The organism is Streptomyces sp. NPDC048514, from assembly GCF_043199955.1.
Classification (GTDB): domain Bacteria; phylum Actinomycetota; class Actinomycetes; order Streptomycetales; family Streptomycetaceae; genus Streptomyces.
This window is the reverse complement of the sequence record NZ_JBICWT010000004.1, coordinates 127,629-143,860: the sequence shown is the minus strand read 5'-3', so window position 1 is coordinate 143,860 and position 16,232 is coordinate 127,629. Positions and strand designations below refer to the sequence as shown.

The 16,232-nt window shown below is 72.9% G+C and carries 13 protein-coding genes and 1 riboswitch; of the genes, 7 read left to right on the top strand and 6 right to left on the bottom strand.

The window, feature by feature from the left end:
• Positions 1 to 106: 106 nt before the first annotated feature.
• Positions 107 to 901: a class II aldolase/adducin family protein gene (locus ACGFT2_RS09450; protein ID WP_393275199.1), complete on the top strand. Its 795-nt coding sequence runs from the start codon at positions 107 to 109 to the stop codon at positions 899 to 901.
• A gap of 142 nt (positions 902 to 1,043) precedes the next feature.
• Here the strand turns inward: ACGFT2_RS09450 and ACGFT2_RS09445 are convergent, their stop codons facing one another.
• Positions 1,044 to 1,973: a DUF4429 domain-containing protein gene (locus ACGFT2_RS09445; protein WP_393275197.1), complete on the bottom strand. Its 930-nt coding sequence runs from the start codon at positions 1,971 to 1,973 to the stop codon at positions 1,044 to 1,046.
• Positions 1,974 to 2,163: 190 nt separating this feature from the next.
• On the opposite strand from ACGFT2_RS09445, the gene ACGFT2_RS09440 reads away from it, so the two are divergent.
• A complete protein-coding gene (locus ACGFT2_RS09440) occupies positions 2,164 to 3,444 on the top strand; it encodes a hypothetical protein (RefSeq protein WP_393275195.1) in 1,281 nt (426 codons plus the stop codon).
• Between the two features lie 353 nt (positions 3,445 to 3,797).
• Positions 3,798 to 4,331, top strand: a complete 534-nt coding sequence (locus tag ACGFT2_RS09435) for a DoxX family membrane protein (RefSeq protein ID WP_393275193.1) — start codon at positions 3,798 to 3,800, stop codon at positions 4,329 to 4,331.
• Between the two features lie 194 nt (positions 4,332 to 4,525).
• On the opposite strand, the gene ACGFT2_RS09430 is transcribed toward ACGFT2_RS09435, so the two are convergent.
• Entirely contained in the window at positions 4,526 to 4,738 is a 213-nt protein-coding gene (locus tag ACGFT2_RS09430) for a hypothetical protein (RefSeq protein WP_393275191.1), read from the bottom strand.
• A complete protein-coding gene (locus ACGFT2_RS09425) occupies positions 4,725 to 6,200 on the bottom strand; it encodes a PspC domain-containing protein (RefSeq protein WP_393275189.1) in 1,476 nt (491 codons plus the stop codon). The genes ACGFT2_RS09430 and ACGFT2_RS09425 overlap by 14 nt, the downstream gene beginning before the upstream one ends.
• 282 nt (positions 6,201 to 6,482) lie before the next feature.
• Here ACGFT2_RS09425 and ACGFT2_RS09420 point away from each other — a divergent pair, with 282 nt between their 5' ends.
• Both ACGFT2_RS09420 and ACGFT2_RS09415 read left to right on the top strand, forming a co-directional pair.
• On the top strand, positions 6,483 to 7,811 hold the full coding sequence (locus tag ACGFT2_RS09420) for a PspC domain-containing protein (RefSeq protein WP_393275187.1): 1,329 nt from the start codon (positions 6,483 to 6,485) through the stop codon (positions 7,809 to 7,811).
• Entirely contained in the window at positions 7,808 to 8,554 is a 747-nt protein-coding gene (locus ACGFT2_RS09415) for a LuxR C-terminal-related transcriptional regulator (RefSeq protein WP_393275185.1), read from the top strand. The genes ACGFT2_RS09420 and ACGFT2_RS09415 overlap by 4 nt, the downstream gene beginning before the upstream one ends.
• Positions 8,555 to 8,586: 32 nt before the next feature.
• Here the strand turns inward: ACGFT2_RS09415 and ACGFT2_RS09410 are convergent, their stop codons facing one another.
• Positions 8,587 to 9,651, bottom strand: coding sequence for an NlpC/P60 family protein (locus ACGFT2_RS09410; RefSeq protein ID WP_393276291.1), 1,065 nt, complete (start codon positions 9,649 to 9,651; stop codon positions 8,587 to 8,589).
• 516 nt (positions 9,652 to 10,167) lie between these two features.
• On the opposite strand from ACGFT2_RS09410, the gene ACGFT2_RS09405 reads away from it, so the two are divergent.
• Positions 10,168 to 10,521, top strand: coding sequence for a hypothetical protein (locus tag ACGFT2_RS09405; RefSeq protein ID WP_393275183.1), 354 nt, complete (start codon positions 10,168 to 10,170; stop codon positions 10,519 to 10,521).
• Positions 10,522 to 10,589: 68 nt separating this feature from the next.
• Here ACGFT2_RS09405 and ACGFT2_RS09400 read toward each other — a convergent pair whose 3' ends face one another.
• Both ACGFT2_RS09400 and ACGFT2_RS09395 read right to left on the bottom strand, forming a co-directional pair.
• Entirely contained in the window at positions 10,590 to 11,603 is a 1,014-nt protein-coding gene (locus ACGFT2_RS09400) for a tellurite resistance/C4-dicarboxylate transporter family protein (protein ID WP_393275181.1), read from the bottom strand.
• Positions 11,604 to 11,909: 306 nt separating this feature from the next.
• Entirely contained in the window at positions 11,910 to 13,184 is a 1,275-nt protein-coding gene (locus ACGFT2_RS09395; protein ID WP_393275179.1) for an NlpC/P60 family protein, read from the bottom strand.
• 7 nt (positions 13,185 to 13,191) lie between these two features.
• Positions 13,192 to 13,363, bottom strand: a riboswitch (cyclic di-AMP (ydaO/yuaA leader).
• A 287-nt stretch (positions 13,364 to 13,650) separates the two neighbouring features.
• Here ACGFT2_RS09395 and pcrA point away from each other — a divergent pair.
• On the top strand, positions 13,651 to 16,137 hold the full coding sequence (gene pcrA / locus ACGFT2_RS09390; protein ID WP_393275177.1) for a DNA helicase PcrA: 2,487 nt from the start codon (positions 13,651 to 13,653) through the stop codon (positions 16,135 to 16,137).
• The last annotated feature ends 95 nt before the right edge of the window (positions 16,138 to 16,232 follow it).

Genomic DNA, 16,232 nt, shown 5'->3' with positions numbered 1-16,232 from the left:
TGCCGGGTATTCGCTGCGTACGTCATCTTCACGAACCGGCTCTGCCCTTTCGCGCCGGCCGGAGGTACCTTCCGGCCCGTACGGCAATTCCCACGCTGGAGGAACTATGCACGGGCCCACCCCGCCCCTGCCGCTGCCCACCGACCAGCTGCAGTTCGCCATGCCGCCGATGCACGACTCGGTCGAGGACGAACGACGGCACCGTAAGGAGCGGCTCGCCGGCGCCCTGCGGATCTTCGGGCGCAACGGCTTCGAGGACGGAGTGTCCGGGCACATAACCGCCCGGGACCCCGAGTTCACCGACTGCTTCTGGGTCAATCCGTTCGGGATGCCGTTCCGGCACGTCACCGTCGGCGATCTCGTCCTCGCCAACCAGGACGGGCAGGTCGTCGAGGGCCGCTACCACGTCAACCAGGCCGCGTTCACCGTGCACGTGCAGGTCCACGCCGCCCGCCCGGACGTCGTGGCCGTCGCCCACTGCCACTCCGTGCACGGCCGCGCCGTCGCCGCGCTCGGCGACCTCGTCGACCCCATCACCCAGGAGAGCTGCGCCTTCTACGAGGACGTGGCACTCTACGACGCCTACACCGGCGTCACCGTCGACGCCGAGGAGGGCCGCCGGATCGCGGCCGCGCTCGGCTCCCGCAAGGCCCTCGTGCTGCGCAACCACGGGCTGCTCACCGTCGGGGACTCGGTGGACGCGGCCGCCTGGTGGTTCCTGTCCCTGGAACGCTCCTGCCAGGTGCAGCTGATGGCGAAGGCGGCCGGCCGCCCGGTCCTCATCGACCACAAGCAGGCCGTCGCCACCCGGGAACAGCTCGGCGGCGACCTGGTGGCCTGGATCAACTACCAGCCGCTGTGGCAGGACATCAGCCGCAGCGAACCCGACCTGCTCAGCTGAACCCCGGGAGCAGCGCGGTGATCCCGGCCCGTCCGGCCGACTCCCGGAGCAGGGGCTGACTGCGGATCCGGCGGCGCCGGCCGAGGGCGCGGACCCGCCTGCCCGGCCGATCCAGTGAGCAGGGGGGCGTGCCCGGCACCGCTCAGCCGAACCCTCTGAGCACGGCTGCCTTCGTCGTCGCGAACTCCTCGTCGGTCAGTACCCCGTCCCGGTGCAGCTCTCCCAGCTCGCGCAGCCGGCGCAGCAGCACGTCGTGGTGGCCGGGCCGCGCCGGTACGACCCCCCGCCGCCGGTCGGAGCCGCCGCAGACGCCGCCCGCGCCCGTGGAGGGATGCGGCAACCGGGCGGTACCCGCGCCCGTGGAGGGATGCGGCAGCCGGGCGGTGACGGCCGCCGCGACCAGCGCGGTCAGCAGATCGCGCCGCGCGTTCCCCCACAGGTCCAGGCTGTGGGGGTCCCGCTCGGGCGGCAGCTCTCTGTACATCGTCTCCGGCGTCACGAACCGCAGGAAACCGTCCCCGTGACCGGAGTTGGGCAGCCATTCCACCCGCACCAGATCGCCGAGACCGAGGATCCGCGGGCCGGTCGCGCGCTTGACCCGGCCGGAGGTGTCGGCCCAGTCGATGCGCACCCGGTTGCCGTCGAACGAGACCGTGCCGTCGGAGGACCGCACCGACACCGGAACCGGGGGACCCGGCAGCAGGTAACCGGTCGTGGGCTCCTTGGGGACCTTCTCCAGGAACAGCGCCTGCCGGATCTCCTCGACGACGTACTCCGCGACCCCCGAACGGTCCGCGGCCACCGTCAGCCGGTAGGGATCGGCCGCGCCGGGCAGCCGGCCGCCCGTGGCCTGCAGCAGCGGATCGGCGCCCTCGCGCAGCCGCAGCCGCAGCCGCAGCCGGCCACGCCGGCGATCGGGTTCGTGGACGACCCCCGCGACCGCCTCCAGCGGCACGGAGATCTCCCCGTACGTCTGCCGGAACAGTGCCACGGAACGGTGCAGACCGGGGGTGATCCGGATCGTGCTCCCGTCGAAGGCCCAGGTCCCGTCCCGCTGGATGATCTCGGCCATACGGGGATTCTCGCAGCCGGGTCAACACGGCGGGCCCGGCTTCACCCGCGGTGACCCCGCCGGGCGCCCCCGGAAGGCCCGCAGTAGGGCACAATTCGCTCTCGGCACTGGGGAGTTGCGCGGCCCCGGCGCGCCCATCGCGGGTGTCGGCGGCCGTGCCGGAAGGTCGTGGGGAAGGCGGGCGTCGGGCGTGGCGGTGCAGGAGGCGAGAGGGGGCACGGACCCCCAGGGGATCCACGAGGGCGGCTGCACCTGCGGAGACTGTCCGCACGGCGCCCGGGAGGGGCACCGGCGGGCCGTCGCCGCGTTCCTGCGCAGGCGCGACGAGTTCGCGGCCGGACAGGGGCTGCCGGCTGCCGTGGCGCACTCGGCCTCGGCGTCCCGCCAGTGGGTGTCCGAGGAGCTGACACAGCGAGCCGAGGCCGTCGCCGGCCGCGGCCGCGCGGAGGGCGAGGCCTGGCTCGCGCGGCTGTGGCTGCGGACCCTGTACGTGGTGTGGGCCGCCGTCGTCACTCTGCTGCTCATCGAGGCGCTCACCGCGATCGGGCCGGGCTGGACCGATGCCCGCACCGCCGCCCTGCTCGCCGCGCTGGTCGTCGCCGCCGCCCTGACCACCGCCTGCGGGCTCCACCGGGCGTGCGGCGGCGCACTCGCCCCGGTGATCGGCGAGGACAACCGGATCTCCACCTCCCGTACCGTCGCCGCCTGCTGGGTGCTGTTCGTCGCCTACGCGATCCTCCTGCTGGCCGCCCGGCTCGCGGCCGCCTCCGACCACACGGAACGCGACGCGCTGCTCTCCGGGCTCGACCTCGCCCGCGGCGCCGGCACCGTGACCGTCCTGTGCGTGGTGTGCGGCATCACCGTCCTGGTTCGCCGGGTGGTCGGCCTGCGCGTCCTCGCCCAGCGGCTGCAGAAGGTGCCCGCCCACCGGCCGCGCGCCGCCGACCTGCTCACCGACGACTCCGGCCGGGGCGCCTTCACCGACATCCAGTACGTCGCCATCAGCGCCGTCGCCCTGCTGTTCGCCGCCGTCCGGCTCGCCCGCCGCCCCGACCGACTGCCCGACTTGCCCTGGGGGCTGGGCGTGATCGTACTGATCTCGGCCGCCACCTACCTCGCCGGCAAGTACGCCGAAGGCGGCCGCCCGGCCATCCTCTCCGTGGTCCGCGCCCGCGAACCCGGCGACCTCGACGGCCCGATCCGCACCGGGGACGACATCGAGATCCGCGGCATCGGCTTCGTCCCGCCCGGCGCGCACGGCGCCGACCGGCTCTCGCGGATGGTCGTCCGCATCGGCACGGTCGACGTCCACGTGCCGCTCGTCCCCGTCGCGGGCGGCTTCCGCAACCCCACGGACACCGTCCTGACGGTCCCCGTCCCGGCCGAGGTCGAGCCCGGCTCGGTGGCGGTCCAGGTGGTGGCCGCGGCCGGCGTGGCCACCAACCGGTGCGTCGTCGAGGTCACGGAGTGACGACGCCGACGACTTGACCGCCCTTCGCTCCGCCACCGTCGCACCGTCACCTCCTTGGACCGGCCGGGCTACGTCTGGCCGTGTGGTTTCGCCCCCTCGAAGACCACCGCCCGAAACCGCGGCATGCGCCGTCGTCCCGAAGAACCGATCCCCGCGGAGCGGCCCCCGGCCCACTTGCCCCCCACTCCCCGGCCCTCCGGCGTCCCGGGACGCGGCCCGGAGCCCGCCCGCCCCCGCCCTTCGCACGAACCCCCGAAATCCGCAAAATCGTCCGGGAAGGATTGAACGGGGCCCACTCGTCGTACGTATCGTCAGTGAGGGGGGCGGACGGCGGTGAAAGGCGGCTGGCAACGATGACACACAGCATTCGGACGGACACACAGACCGCTCGGCTCGACGGACGCCGCGACCTGCGGGACTCCGCCGCCCACTACGCCCTGCTGCCGCTGCGCATCTTCCTCGGCATCACCTTCCTCTACGCAGGTCTGGACAAGCTCACGGACAGCGCCTTCCTGAAGTCCGGCGGCGCCGGATCGATCGGCGACACCATGCGCGCGGCCCGGGACTCCGCCGCCATTCCCGCCCTGATCGACATGGCCCTCAAGAGCCCCGTCGGCTTCGGCTACGCCATCGCCTTCGGCGAACTGGCCGTCGGCATCGGCACCCTGCTAGGTCTGCTCGGCCGGCTGGCAGCGCTCGGCGGCGCGCTGATCTCCCTCAGCCTCTGGCTGACCGTCAGCTGGCCGACGGAGCCGTACTACTACGGCAACGACCTCGCCTACCTGATGGCCTGGCTTCCGCTGATCCTCGCCGGCGCCCCCTACCTCTCGGTCGACGCGGCCTGGCGCGCACGACGCCGGCACCGGTCCGTCGGCTACGGCTACTGAACCGAACGACACCGGGCCGCGTCCCGCTGCACCTGACCCGCTGCACCTGGCCGGGGCCAGCGCTCCGCCGCGCTCGGCCGAGTCCAGGAGCGCCGCCGCGCTCGGCGGAGTCCAGAAGGCCCGTAGCGCTCGGCGGAGTCCAGGAGGCCCGTAGCGCCCTGCGGAGTCAAGGAGCCCCTAGCGACCGGCCGAGGTCAGCGACCCTCTTCGGCGCCGCCCCGGCCGCGTATTCCGCGGGTCAGGGCGGCCGTGGCACCGGCCAGGCACAGGCCGCCGACTATCAGCGGGACCATCACGAACCAGGGTGTCCGCCATGCACCGCCCGCGTCCCCTGCGTAGACGGCACCGGTGGCGATCAGGGCGAGCCCGGCCACCAGCTTCCCGGGCTGGAACTCATGACGCAGCACGGCTGACCTCCACCTCTCCCGCTCCGACCCGGAGCGTCAGATCCAGCGTCCCGGATGCCGCGGCGCCCTTCGCCGGCGCCAGCGTCACGTCCTTGTGCCTGCCCGCCCGCACGTCCACGTCCTTCCTGTCGTCCCCGGGCAACCGGATGTCGCCCACTCCCACATCGATGCTCATCCGCACGGTCGCGTCCGCCGGCACGAGCACCTTCAACTGCCCCGCGCCCACATGGGCGCTCGTGGCGACCTCCCGGCCCTTGCCCGGAAGCACCCGGGTCAGGTCCAGCGTGCCCCTCCCGGTGCCGAGTTCGTAGGCCGGTTGCACCTGGGCCGTCGTCGCGGGCTTCCACGACGCGTCCCGCCAGTGCGTGGTGATGTCCTCGGGCATGGCCGACGCCCCGGCGAGCAGTGCCGACGTGACGATCGCCAGGAACACCGTCCCCGCCCCCGTACGGCCCAGTAACGCGCTGACCGCGACGCCCAGGCCGAGGACGGCCAGCGCACAGGCGAGCCCGGTCTGCAGGCTGGTGCCCAGCGGGCGTGTGTCCCAGGTCAGTCCGGTCCCCAGGCCACCGGCCAGCAGAGCGAGCAGGAACACCCAGCCGCCGATCCAGCGTGGACCGCGCGCTCTCGCTCTCGCGGGCCGCGGCGGCTCGGCGGGGCCGTGGTGGGTCCAGGGGACGGCGATGCCGACGTCGAGGACCGGGCCGGGAGCCGGCTCGCGGGCATCGCCGGGACCCCACAGATAGCCGGTGCCTCCGACGTGGGTGCCGTCCTTGACGATGGGGTCACGCCACCAGGACGGGTAGAAGGTGACGACCGGAGGCGCCTGGGCCTCCGGCGGGGCATCGGCGGCGGCCTGGGCGGCGAGCGGGTCGGGGTCCGAGGCGCCACGGCGCCGCGACCAGTACCCGGCGCCCGCCAGCAGCAGCGAGAGCACCACGGCGAAGGTCAGCACCCCGCCGTTTCTCAGCATGGTCAGGAAGATGCCGCAGCCGACGAGCGCGAACAGCACGGCGGCCAGCGCCTGACCGTCGACCCGGCCGGTGAGCAGTTTGCGGACCTCGTTCTCCTCGTCGTCCTCGTACGGCACCAGGAGCCAGGCGAAGCCGTAGAAGATCAGGCCGAAGCCGCCGGTCGCCGACAGCACGGCCAGGGTGATGCGGAAGATCACCGGGTCCAGGTCGGTCTGCTTGCCGAGCCCCCCGCACACGCCCGCGATCACCTTGTGCCGGCGATCGCGCCGGAACCGGGCGGGGGCCTCTGCGGGGCCGTGCTCCGCCCGACGCGCCTGATCCTGCCCTCGCCCATGCCCCTGCTCCGGGTTGCCGGTGCCGGTGTCCGTGCCGGCCGCTCCCGTCCCCTGCGTCGCGGCGGGCGCGGCATCCGTCGGTCCGGTGCCCGGGGCCGGGCGCGGGCCGGTGCCGGGTCCCGGACCCGTCGCGGCGTGCTCGTGATCCGTCATGCGTCCATGGTGGCGGCCCGGTGGCCGCGACGGCAGCCGGGACGACCCTGGGCGAACCCTGAAATCGGCCCTGAGACGGGGCGGGGAAGCGTTCGAGCGGCGGGGGACCGCCCTGTCCTGCGCGTTCCCCGGCGCTCCCCGGCCTTTGCCGGCGCCTCTCCGGCGCGGATCCCCGTGCTCCCAGCCGTCGCCGCCGGCTCTCCGGCGCCTCTCCGGCGCTCGAGGAGCGGATCCCGCCGAAGTCCCCGCCGAAGATCAGGGGCGTCTCGGGGACCGACCCTGATGCCCTGTCCCGCCGGGCGTGTGACCATCGTTGCCATGCCGGAAGCCGCAAGCCAGCCTCTCGACGACCCGCGGCCGCCGCGCAAGCTCTACCGCAGCAGCGACGGACGCTGGCTCGGCGGAGTGGCGCGGGGCCTTGCCGGGCATCTCGGGCTGCCCGTCATCTGGGTGCGGCTCGTCTTCGCCGGCCTGTTCATGGCCGACGGACTCGGGGCGCTGCTGTACGCGGCCTTCTGGTTCTTCGTCCCCCTCGGCGTCGGCGGTGTCGGCGACCAGAGACCGCCGACGCTGGTCGCGACGGAGACCGCGCCGGACGGCCGGCGCAGACTCGTGGCCCGCAAGCCGGACCGGGGACAGATCGTCGCGCTGCTCCTCATGGTCGTCGTGTCCGTGGTCTTCGTGGGCAGCGTCAACCTGGGCAGTGGGGCCAAGGCGTATCTGTGGCCCGCCGTGCTCGTCGCGGCCGGTGTGGCCCTGGTCTGGCGGCAGGCCGACAACGCCCGCCGCGCCCGCTGGATGGAGGTCGGCCGGCGACGGCGCACCCTCACCCTGCTGCGCGCGGCCGGCGGCGTCCTGCTCGTCACGGCCGGCGTCTCCGCGATCTTCGTGCTGCAGGGTTCGGCCGCCCACCTCGGCGCCGTCCTGCAGGCCGCGCTCGCCGTGCTCGTCGGCATCACGCTGCTCGCCGGCCCCTATCTCGTCCGCATGACGCAGGACCTCTCCGAGGAACGCCTGATGCGCATCCGCGCCCAGGAGCGAGCCGAGGTCGCCGCCCACGTCCACGACTCCGTGCTGCACACCCTCACCCTGATCCAGCGCAACGCCGACAACGCCGGCGAGGTGCGCCGCCTCGCCCGTGCCCAGGAGCGCGACCTGCGCACCTGGCTGTACAAGCCGGAGGGCACCGGCAAGGACGAGGCCGACGAGCCCGACACGGTCGCCGAGGCGGTGCGGCACAGCGCCGCCGAGGTGGAGGACAAGCACGGCGTGCCCATAGAGGTGGTCGTCGTCGGCGACTGCCCGCTGGACGAGAGGACGAGCGCGCAGATGCAGGCAGCGCGTGAGGCGATGGTGAACGCCGCCAAGTACGGTGGCGAGGGCGGCGCCGTACAGGTCTATGCCGAGGTCGAGGGAAAGACGGTCTTCGTGTCCGTGCGCGACCGCGGCCCGGGTTTCGACCTCGACTCGATACCCGCCGACCGGATGGGCGTCAGAGAATCGATCATCGGCCGCATGGAGCGCAACGGCGGCACGGCCCGGCTGCGGGCGGTGCCGGGCGGCGGCACGGAGGTCGAGCTGGAGATGGAGAGGGCGGAGAAGACGTCATGAGCGACGCGACCGAGGCGAACGGCACCGAGGGAGCGGCGGGGAGGGCCGGATCCGGCCGGCCCGCCGACGACGGCAAGGGCGGGCGGCACGTCCGGGTGGTGCTGGTGGACGACCACCGGATGTTCCGCACCGGCGTCCAGGCCGAGATCGGCCAGACCGCCGAGACCGGCGTCGAGGTGGTCGGCGAGGCCGCGGACGTCGACCAGGCGGTCACGATCATCACCGCGACCCGCCCCGAGGTGGTCCTCCTCGACGTCCATCTGCCGGGCGGCGGCGGTGTCGAAGTGCTGCGCCGGTGCGCGCCGTTGATGGCGGACGCCGAGCGGCCCGTGCGCTTTCTCGCGTTGTCCGTGTCGGACGCGGCGGAGGACGTCATCGGTGTGATCCGCGGCGGCGCCCGCGGCTATGTCACCAAGACCATCACCGGCACCGACCTGGTCGACTCGATCTTCCGGGTGCAGGAGGGCGACGCCGTCTTCTCCCCGCGGCTGGCCGGCTTCGTCCTGGACGCCTTCGCCTCCACCGACGCCCCGCCGGTGGACGAGGACCTGGACCGCCTCACCCAGCGCGAGCGCGAGGTGCTGCGCCTGATCGCCCGGGGATACGCCTACAAGGAGATCGCCAAGCAGCTGTTCATCTCCGTGAAGACGGTCGAGTCCCACGTCTCGGCGGTCCTGCGCAAGCTCCAGCTGTCCAACCGCCACGAGCTGACCCGCTGGGCGACGGCACGCCGGCTGGTCTGACCCGGGTCGCGGCCGCCGCCCGGTTCAGCGCCTCAGGCCACCCGCGTCGCCCCGGCGAACGGCATCTGGTCGATGGGCGCCAGCCGGACCGGTGCCGACGGGTTCGGGGCGTGGATCATCTGGCCGTGTCCGACGTAGAGCCCGACGTGGCTGATGCCGGAGTAGAAGAACACCAGGTCGCCCGGCTGCAGTTCGGCGCGGGAGACGCGCCGGCCCGCGTTGATCTGGGCGTAGGTGGTGCGGGGCAGGGAGAGGCCGGCGGAGCGGTAGGCGGCCTGGACCAGGCCCGAACAGTCGAAGGCGCTCGGGCCGGTCGCGCCCCACACGTAGGGGCTGCCGAGCTTGGCGTATGCGTAGGACACTGCGGCTGCCGCGCGCCCGTTCGGGGCCGTGGTGGGCCCGGCCGGCTCGAGTGCTTCCCGGCTTTCGGAGGCCGAGCGCGAGACGTGGCCGGCCGGCGGGACGTCACCGGTTGCCTCGATCCGCTGTCGCGGGGTGAGCCGCGCCAGCAGCCGGCGGGCCTCGTCGAGCTTGCCGGTGATGGTCTTCTTCCGCCGTTTCAGTTCGGCCTGCCGCGACCGCAGGGAAGACAGCTCGACGCGTGCGGCGCCGCGCAGGCGCTCGATCTCCCGCAGCTGCTCGCGCACCCCCGACACGGCCACCGCCTGCCGGTCGCCCACCCGCTCCGCCAACGCGGCGCCCTCCAGATACCGGTCGGGATCGCCGGACAGGGCCAGCTGCCAGGCCGGGGCGATCGTGCCGTCGCGGTACTGCGCCGCCGCGATCGAACCCAGGGCGTCCCGGGTCGAGTTGAGCTTCTCCTGTTTGCGGGCGGCCTGGTCGCGCAGGGCCTTCAGCCGCCGTTGAGCCGTGTCGGCCTTCTCCTTCGCCCCGTTGTACTTCTCGGTGGCGGACTCCGCGTCCTGGTACAACTCGTCGACCTTGGCCTTCACCTGCGTCGGCGTCAGCTGTGGCTCGGCGTGCCCCGTCCCGTCGAAGCCCGTGGCCGTGGCCGCGCCTGCCAGAGCGAGCGTGGCGGCCGTGCGGACCGTATGGCCGCTGAACGGGCTCTGCCGGGGCTTGCGGTGCGCTGCCACCTGGACCGTCACGTCCTTCCGTAGGACTCGCAGGAGTCGTGGACTCGGAGGAGTCGTGGACTCGTAGGGCTCGTGGACTCGTAGGGCTCGTGGAACTACCAAGGCTCGTGGGACCGAGCCGTAGGTGCGCCCGGCGGAGGCCCGCACAGGGGGAGTGGGCCTCCGCCAGGCCTTTCTCGGCGGTGGTGGCCGGCTGCCGCCCCTGACCCGGACGGCGGTGGGGAGCCGGTCACCTGGGGGAGGACGCTAGGCCGGTCCGTGACGAATCGGTAACACGGTGTTCGCAACTGACCTGGACGGACCGGGAGGTGGCCTTGTGCGACCGTGTTTCCCGGGTGGAGTCGTCGCCTTCACGCACAGTGATGACCGAAGCGCCGAAAGGGTGACGGCGGGATCCGTGGGGTGCTATGGGACGCATATATGCAAGGTCCACGATGCGGGGCGACAGAGGGTGAGACGGTGACGGGCGGGCCCGGTGGACGGAGCCCCGAGTGCCCCTCGTTAGGCTCCGGCCTCATGGACGTACTCATCCATCTTTTCGTCGGCTTGCACATCATCGGCATCGCCGCGCTGCTCGGTGGTTTCCTCACCCAGATGAAGGCGATGGGCGAGGGCACGGCCCGGTTCGTCCCCGGCATGCTGCACGGTGCCCTGACCATGCTGGTCACCGGCGTGGCCCTGGTCGGCCTCAACCAGGCGGACGACCAGCATGTCAACAACTTCAAGATCGGCGTGAAGCTCGCCCTGCTGATCGTGATCCTCGGGCTGGTCTACGTGAAGCGGGACGAGGAGCGGGTCGACAAGGGCCTCTTCGCGCTGGTCGGCCTGCTGACCGTGACGAACATCTTCATCGCCGTGCTCTGGACCTGACGGCCGACGGTCTGCGCCCGCGGCCGCCGGCCGCCACCTGCCCACGGCCGCCGCCCGCCGGTCACCGGTCACCGGTCACCGGTCGCCGGTCGCCGGTCGCCGTCCGGCGGGCGGTGGACGTCGTCGCGGGCGCCGGCGCGGGCCGCGAGCAGCGCGCCGGTGACGGCCGCGAGCCACGCCGCCACCGCCACCCACACCAGCACCTGCCCCGGCACCCTGAGCCACCCGACGTCCACGGTGGACGCGACGGACAGCACCGCCGCCGCCGTCATCCCCATCGGGAACACCGTCGACCACCGCCGCATGTCGTAACCGGGCCGTGGCCGGGCCGCCTCGGCCGCCAGCAGTACGAGGTAGCCGGCCAGGTCCAGGACGAGCAGCGTGACCGTCGTGGTGCTCAGTACGCCGCGGTCGTCCTCGTCCCACAGGTAGAGGCGTCCGCTGTCGGCGCCGAGCAGATTCGCCCCGGCCAGCGCCGAGATCGCCAGGGCGCCGCCCGCGATCCAGTGGTCCCCGGCGCCCTTGACGACCTCCCGGGGTTCGAAGCGGGCCAGGGCGAGCCCGTAGAGCACCAGGCCCAGCCAGAACAGCACCAGAGCGGTGTGCGCGAGCCAGGCCGTGCTCTCCGCAGAGGCCAGCGTGGCCGCGAGCACCGCGAGCCCCTGTGTGGCCACACAACACAGGAACACCGATCCCGACATGCGTCGCTTCCAGTGCCGCATGACCAGGACGATCAGCACCGGCCACAGCAGCGCGGCGAGCGCCAGCAGAGCCTCGGCCAGAGTCTGCCGGCCCAGTGCCGAGATCCGGGTGCCCAGTACGGCCGTCGCGGCGACGGCGGTCAGCGCTCCCGGGCTCTCCGCCTCGGTCACCCAGCGCTGCCGCTCGCCCACCAGCCGCAGGACGAAGTCGGCGGCCAGTGCGAGCCAGGCGAGGCAGGCCATCGCCAACGCCACCCGGGAGACCGTCTCGGCGCCGGCCAGATGCAGGCCCACCGACACGATGCCGGTCGCCATCACGGCGGACCCGGCCGCGGGTGACCGCCCCGCCCACCACGCGCGCAGACTCGAGACACCGGGCATGCGCCCGATGCTAGGCAGCCGCACCCACCCGGCCGGGCAGGGCACGCGCGCGCGGAGCGCAAAAACACCGCACGCGTGCGAAGCGGCAAGACATCGGCACGCGCGCGTGCAGCGCAAGACATCGGCACGGGCGTGTGCCGCGCAGAACCCGGCACGTGCGCGTGCAGCGCAAGACGGCACGCGTGTGTGTGGCGCAAGACCTCGGCACGCGCGTGCGCCTCACCGTTGCGAGGCCCGCTCCGCAGGGGCCCGGCTCTTGGAGGCACGGCGCCCCGGGGGTCCGAGAGGCGGGGCGACGGGAGACGGTCAAGCGGGCCGTACGACGCCCTGGACGACGGACGTGCCGCCGCGGTCGACGGACTCCTCGCGGACGTACGCGCCCGGCTCCGGGGCGTGGATCATCATCCCGTTGCCCGTGCAGAGGCCGACGCGGCCGTTGTCGTCCCGGAAGAAGACCAGGTCACCGGGGCGAGCGTCGATGAGCGGGACGGGGGTGCCCGCGGTGGCCTGTTCCCGGGCGGTACGCGGGAGGGTGACGCCGGCGGCCCGCCAGGCGGCCTGGGTGAGGCCCGAACAGTCGTAGGAGCCGGGGCCGCTGGCGCCGCTCACGTACGGCTTGCCGATCTGGGCGCGGGCGAAGGCGACCGCCTTCTCGGCCTTGGTGACCGGCCGCGTCGCCGAGCTCGGGTACGCCGGAGCCGGAGCCGTGACCGGGGTGACAGTCAGGGCCGGGGTGACGGTCAGGGCCGGGTACGGCAGCGCGGCGGGCGTCGCGACGCGGGGAGCGGGCGCGCCCCGTCCGTCGTTCTCCCGGGCCGTGTGCCGGAACAGCAACTCGCGCGTGACCGAGAGCTTGCGCTGTACGGCGGCCTTCGCGGCCTTGACGTCGTAGTCCGGGGCGGTGGCCTTGGCGTCCTGATCCAGGGTGGTGGCCTTCGGGGCGCGGTCCGCCGTGGCGGCTCTCGTCGCGCGGTCCGCGACGGGGACGCGAGCGGCGCGTTCCGGGGCGATGGCGGCGGCGGTGGCCCCGGCCTCGGGGCCGGGGGTGCCGGCCCCCGCCGCGGTCACGTCGTACCACGACGCTGCCGTTGCCTGCGTTGCCTGCGTTGCCTGCGTTGCCTGCGTTGCCTGTGTTGCTCCCGCGCTCCGGGCGGCTCTGCCCCGCTCGGCCGCGTTCTTCACGCGCGAGGCGAGCCGGTTCATCACCCTGTTCTGGGCGAAGTGGTCCTGCGGATACCCCGCGAGCAGTGAGGTGGCCGCGTCCGGGTCGGCCGCGAACGGATCCCGCGCCTCGCGCGCCTTGGCGAGCCGGGCCGCGCGCTGGGCCTCCGCCTGGCGGGTCTCATCGGCGCGGGCCCGGTGCCGGGCCGCCGGTTCCTCCTCCGATGGCGCGTCGGCCAGGCGGTACAGCTCGTCGATCTTCTTCTCGATCTCCTCCGGGCTCGGCCTGCCGTCGTCGGCGGGCGCGGCCTCGGCCGTCTGGGACAGGACGGCCACGGAGGTGAGGGCGGCAGTGGCGAGAACGGGGCCGCGCAGGCCCGGTCCAGTGCCGCCGGGGCGCGGCTTGCGGTGCGACGCCAAGGGAGGCGACTCCTTCCAACATGCCGCCTACCGGGTTAGCTGTCGGGTTCGGGCGGGTGCTTCGGAAGGGTTGCCCTACGGCGTCGTCCCGTGCGGGAGTCGGCCGATTCACCCCAGGAACGGTGGGTCCCCGGCTCCGGGCACCGTGCGGGGCGCGCCGGACTCGGCGGAGGCCGTTCGGCCCGGCGAGGTTCGCCGGAGAGGGGTCGTACGGCCTGACGGAAACCTAACCAACTCGTGTGACTCCTGTGAAGGTTGGTGTGCGGTATGTCCGATACATTTCTGTGACCTGGGGGAGGTTTCACACGCCCGTGACCAGGTGCTTCCGCAGCGTGAGGGGATGATCGGTCCCCGGCGGGGCGACGGCCGGCGCTCCGGGACGATGTCCGATAGCGGACTGCGCCCGCGGGCCGTGTTCCGGGGACCGGGACCGGTTGTCGGTGGGGCGCCCTAGACTCGGAGAGCGATGAGCAGCCTCTTTGACGACAGCTTCCTGGCGAACCTCCAAGCCCCACGCGGGCGCGAGGAGGAACCCCCGCCACCCGAGGACGATCACGCTCCGGAGCCGGTTCCGGACGATCTGTTCGGCGGGAAGTTCGACGTGCCCCCGGACCGGGACGCCTACTACCGGGACGGCGCCCCGCGCCCCGTCATCGACGCGGCGGCCCTGCTGGCGGGGCTGAACGACAACCAGCGCGCCGCGGTCGTGCACGCCGGCTCCCCGCTGCTCATCGTCGCCGGCGCCGGCTCCGGCAAGACGCGCGTGCTCACCCACCGCATCGCCCACCTGCTCGCCGAGCGGGGCGTGCACCCCGGCCAGATCCTCGCGATCACCTTCACCAACAAGGCCGCGGGCGAGATGAAGGAGCGCGTCGAGCACCTCGTCGGCCCGCGCGCCAACGCGATGTGGGTGATGACCTTCCACAGCGCCTGTGTGCGGATCCTGCGACGCGAGTCGAAGAAGCTCGGCTTCACCTCCTCGTTCTCGATCTACGACGCGGCCGACAGCAAGCGCCTGATGGCACTGGTCTGCCGCGATCTGGACCTCGACCCCAAGCGCTTCCCGCCCAAGTCCTTCAGCGCCAAGATCAGCAATCTGAAGAACGAGCTGATCGACGAGGAGGACTTCGCCGCCCAGGCCACCGACGGCTTCGAGAAGACCCTCGCCCAGGCCTACGCGATGTACCAGTCGCGGCTGCGCGAGGCGAACGCGCTGGACTTCGACGACCTGATCATGACGACGGTCAACCTGCTGCGCGCCTTCCCGGACGTCGCCGAGCACTACCGTCGCCGCTTCCGCCACGTCCTGGTCGACGAGTACCAGGACACCAACCACGCCCAGTACGCACTGGTGCGCGAGCTGGTCGGCACGGGCGAGCGCGCCCCCGAGGACGCCGACGTGCCGCCGGGCGAGGCCGACCTGCCGCCCGCCGAGCTGTGCGTGGTCGGTGACGCGGACCAGTCGATCTACGCCTTCCGGGGCGCGACGATCCGCAACATCCTCCAGTTCGAGGAGGACTACCCGAACGCGACGACGATCCTGCTGGAGCAGAACTACCGCTCCACGCAGACCATCCTGTCCGCGGCCAACGCCGTCATCGAGCGCAACGAGTCCCGCCGCCCGAAGAACCTGTGGACCAACGCCGGCCAGGGCGCGCAGATCACCGGCTACGTCGCCGACACCGAGCACGACGAGGCCCAGTTCGTCGCCGACGAGATAGACCGCCTCACGGACGCGCGCGAGGCCAAGGCCGGAGACGTGGCCGTCTTCTACCGCACCAACGCCCAGTCCCGGGTCTTCGAAGAGGTATTCATCCGCGTCGGCCTGCCCTACAAGGTCGTCGGCGGAGTCCGCTTCTACGAGCGCAAGGAGGTCCGGGACGTCCTCGCCTACCTGCGTGTCCTCGCCAACCCCGAGGACTCGGTGCCGCTGCGCCGCATCCTCAACGTGCCCAAGCGGGGCATCGGCGAGCGCGCGGAGGCGATGATCGACGCCCTCTCCCAGCGCGAGAAGATCAGCTTCCCGCAGGCCCTGAAGCGCGTCGACGAGGCGTACGGCATGGCCGCGCGCTCCACCAACGCGGTCAAGCGGTTCAACACGCTGATGGAGGACCTGCGCACCGTCGTCGAGTCCGGCGCCGGGCCGGCGACGGTGCTGGAGGCCATACTCGAACGAACCGGGTACCTGGCCGAACTGCAGAACTCCACCGACCCCCAGGACGAGACCCGCATCGAGAACCTGCAGGAACTCGCTGCGGTGGCCCTGGAGTTCGAGCAGGAGCGCGAAGAGGGTGAGCAGGCCACGCTCGCCGACTTCCTCGAGCAGGTCGCCCTGGTCGCCGACTCCGACCAGATCCCCGACGAGGAGGACGGCGACGGCGTCATCACTCTGATGACCCTGCACACCGCCAAGGGCCTGGAGTTCCCGGTCGTGTTCCTGACCGGCATGGAGGACGGCGTCTTCCCGCACATGCGCGCCCTCGGCCAGAACAAGGAACTGGAGGAGGAGCGGCGCCTGGCGTACGTCGGCATCACGCGTGCCCGGGAGCGGCTGTATCTGACGCGCTCGTCGATGCGCAGCGCCTGGGGCCAGCCGTCGTACAACCCGCCCTCCCGCTTCCTGGAGGAGATCCCGGGCACCCACGTGGAGTGGAAGCGGACGGGAGCGACGGCACCGGTGTCCTCCGGACCGGCCTCGGGTATCGCGGCCTCGCTGTCGTCGAGCCGCTCGCGCTCCTCGGCGTCGGGCGCGTCCGGGTTCGCCACGCGGCGCACCGCGGAGAAGCCGGTCGTCGCGCTGGCCGTCGGCGACCGGGTCACCCACGACCAGTTCGGGCTCGGCACGGTCGTCGCGGTGAAGGGCACGGGCGCGAACGGGGAGGCGACGGTCGACTTCGGTGACACCAAGCCGAAGCGGTTGCTGCTGCGGTACGCACCGGTGGAGAAGCTCTAGGGAAAGCCGGGGGAAGGCCCGGGAGGACCCTAGGTGAAGCCCCGGGCCGAAGCCCCGGGTGAAAGCCCTGGTGGTGAGTCCCTTGGCGAAGTGAG

Bases quoted from the DNA above. Each gene is read 5' to 3' on its own strand.
- ACGFT2_RS09445 (WP_393275197.1), bottom strand. From the start codon at position 1,973: ATGGCCGAGATCATCCAGCGGGACGGGACCTGGGCCTTCGACGGGAGC.
- ACGFT2_RS09415 (WP_393275185.1), top strand. From the start codon at position 7,808: ATGAGCGACGCGACCGAGGCGAACGGCACCGAGGGAGCGGCGGGGAGG.
- pcrA (WP_393275177.1), top strand. From the start codon at position 13,651: ATGAGCAGCCTCTTTGACGACAGCTTCCTGGCGAACCTCCAAGCCCCA.
- ACGFT2_RS09450 (WP_393275199.1), top strand. From the start codon at position 107: ATGCACGGGCCCACCCCGCCCCTGCCGCTGCCCACCGACCAGCTGCAG.
- ACGFT2_RS09400 (WP_393275181.1), bottom strand. From the start codon at position 11,603: ATGCCCGGTGTCTCGAGTCTGCGCGCGTGGTGGGCGGGGCGGTCACCC.
- ACGFT2_RS09420 (WP_393275187.1), top strand. From the start codon at position 6,483: ATGCCCTGTCCCGCCGGGCGTGTGACCATCGTTGCCATGCCGGAAGCC.
- ACGFT2_RS09425 (WP_393275189.1), bottom strand. From the start codon at position 6,200: ATGACGGATCACGAGCACGCCGCGACGGGTCCGGGACCCGGCACCGGC.
- ACGFT2_RS09405 (WP_393275183.1), top strand. From the start codon at position 10,168: ATGGACGTACTCATCCATCTTTTCGTCGGCTTGCACATCATCGGCATC.
- ACGFT2_RS09435 (WP_393275193.1), top strand. From the start codon at position 3,798: ATGACACACAGCATTCGGACGGACACACAGACCGCTCGGCTCGACGGA.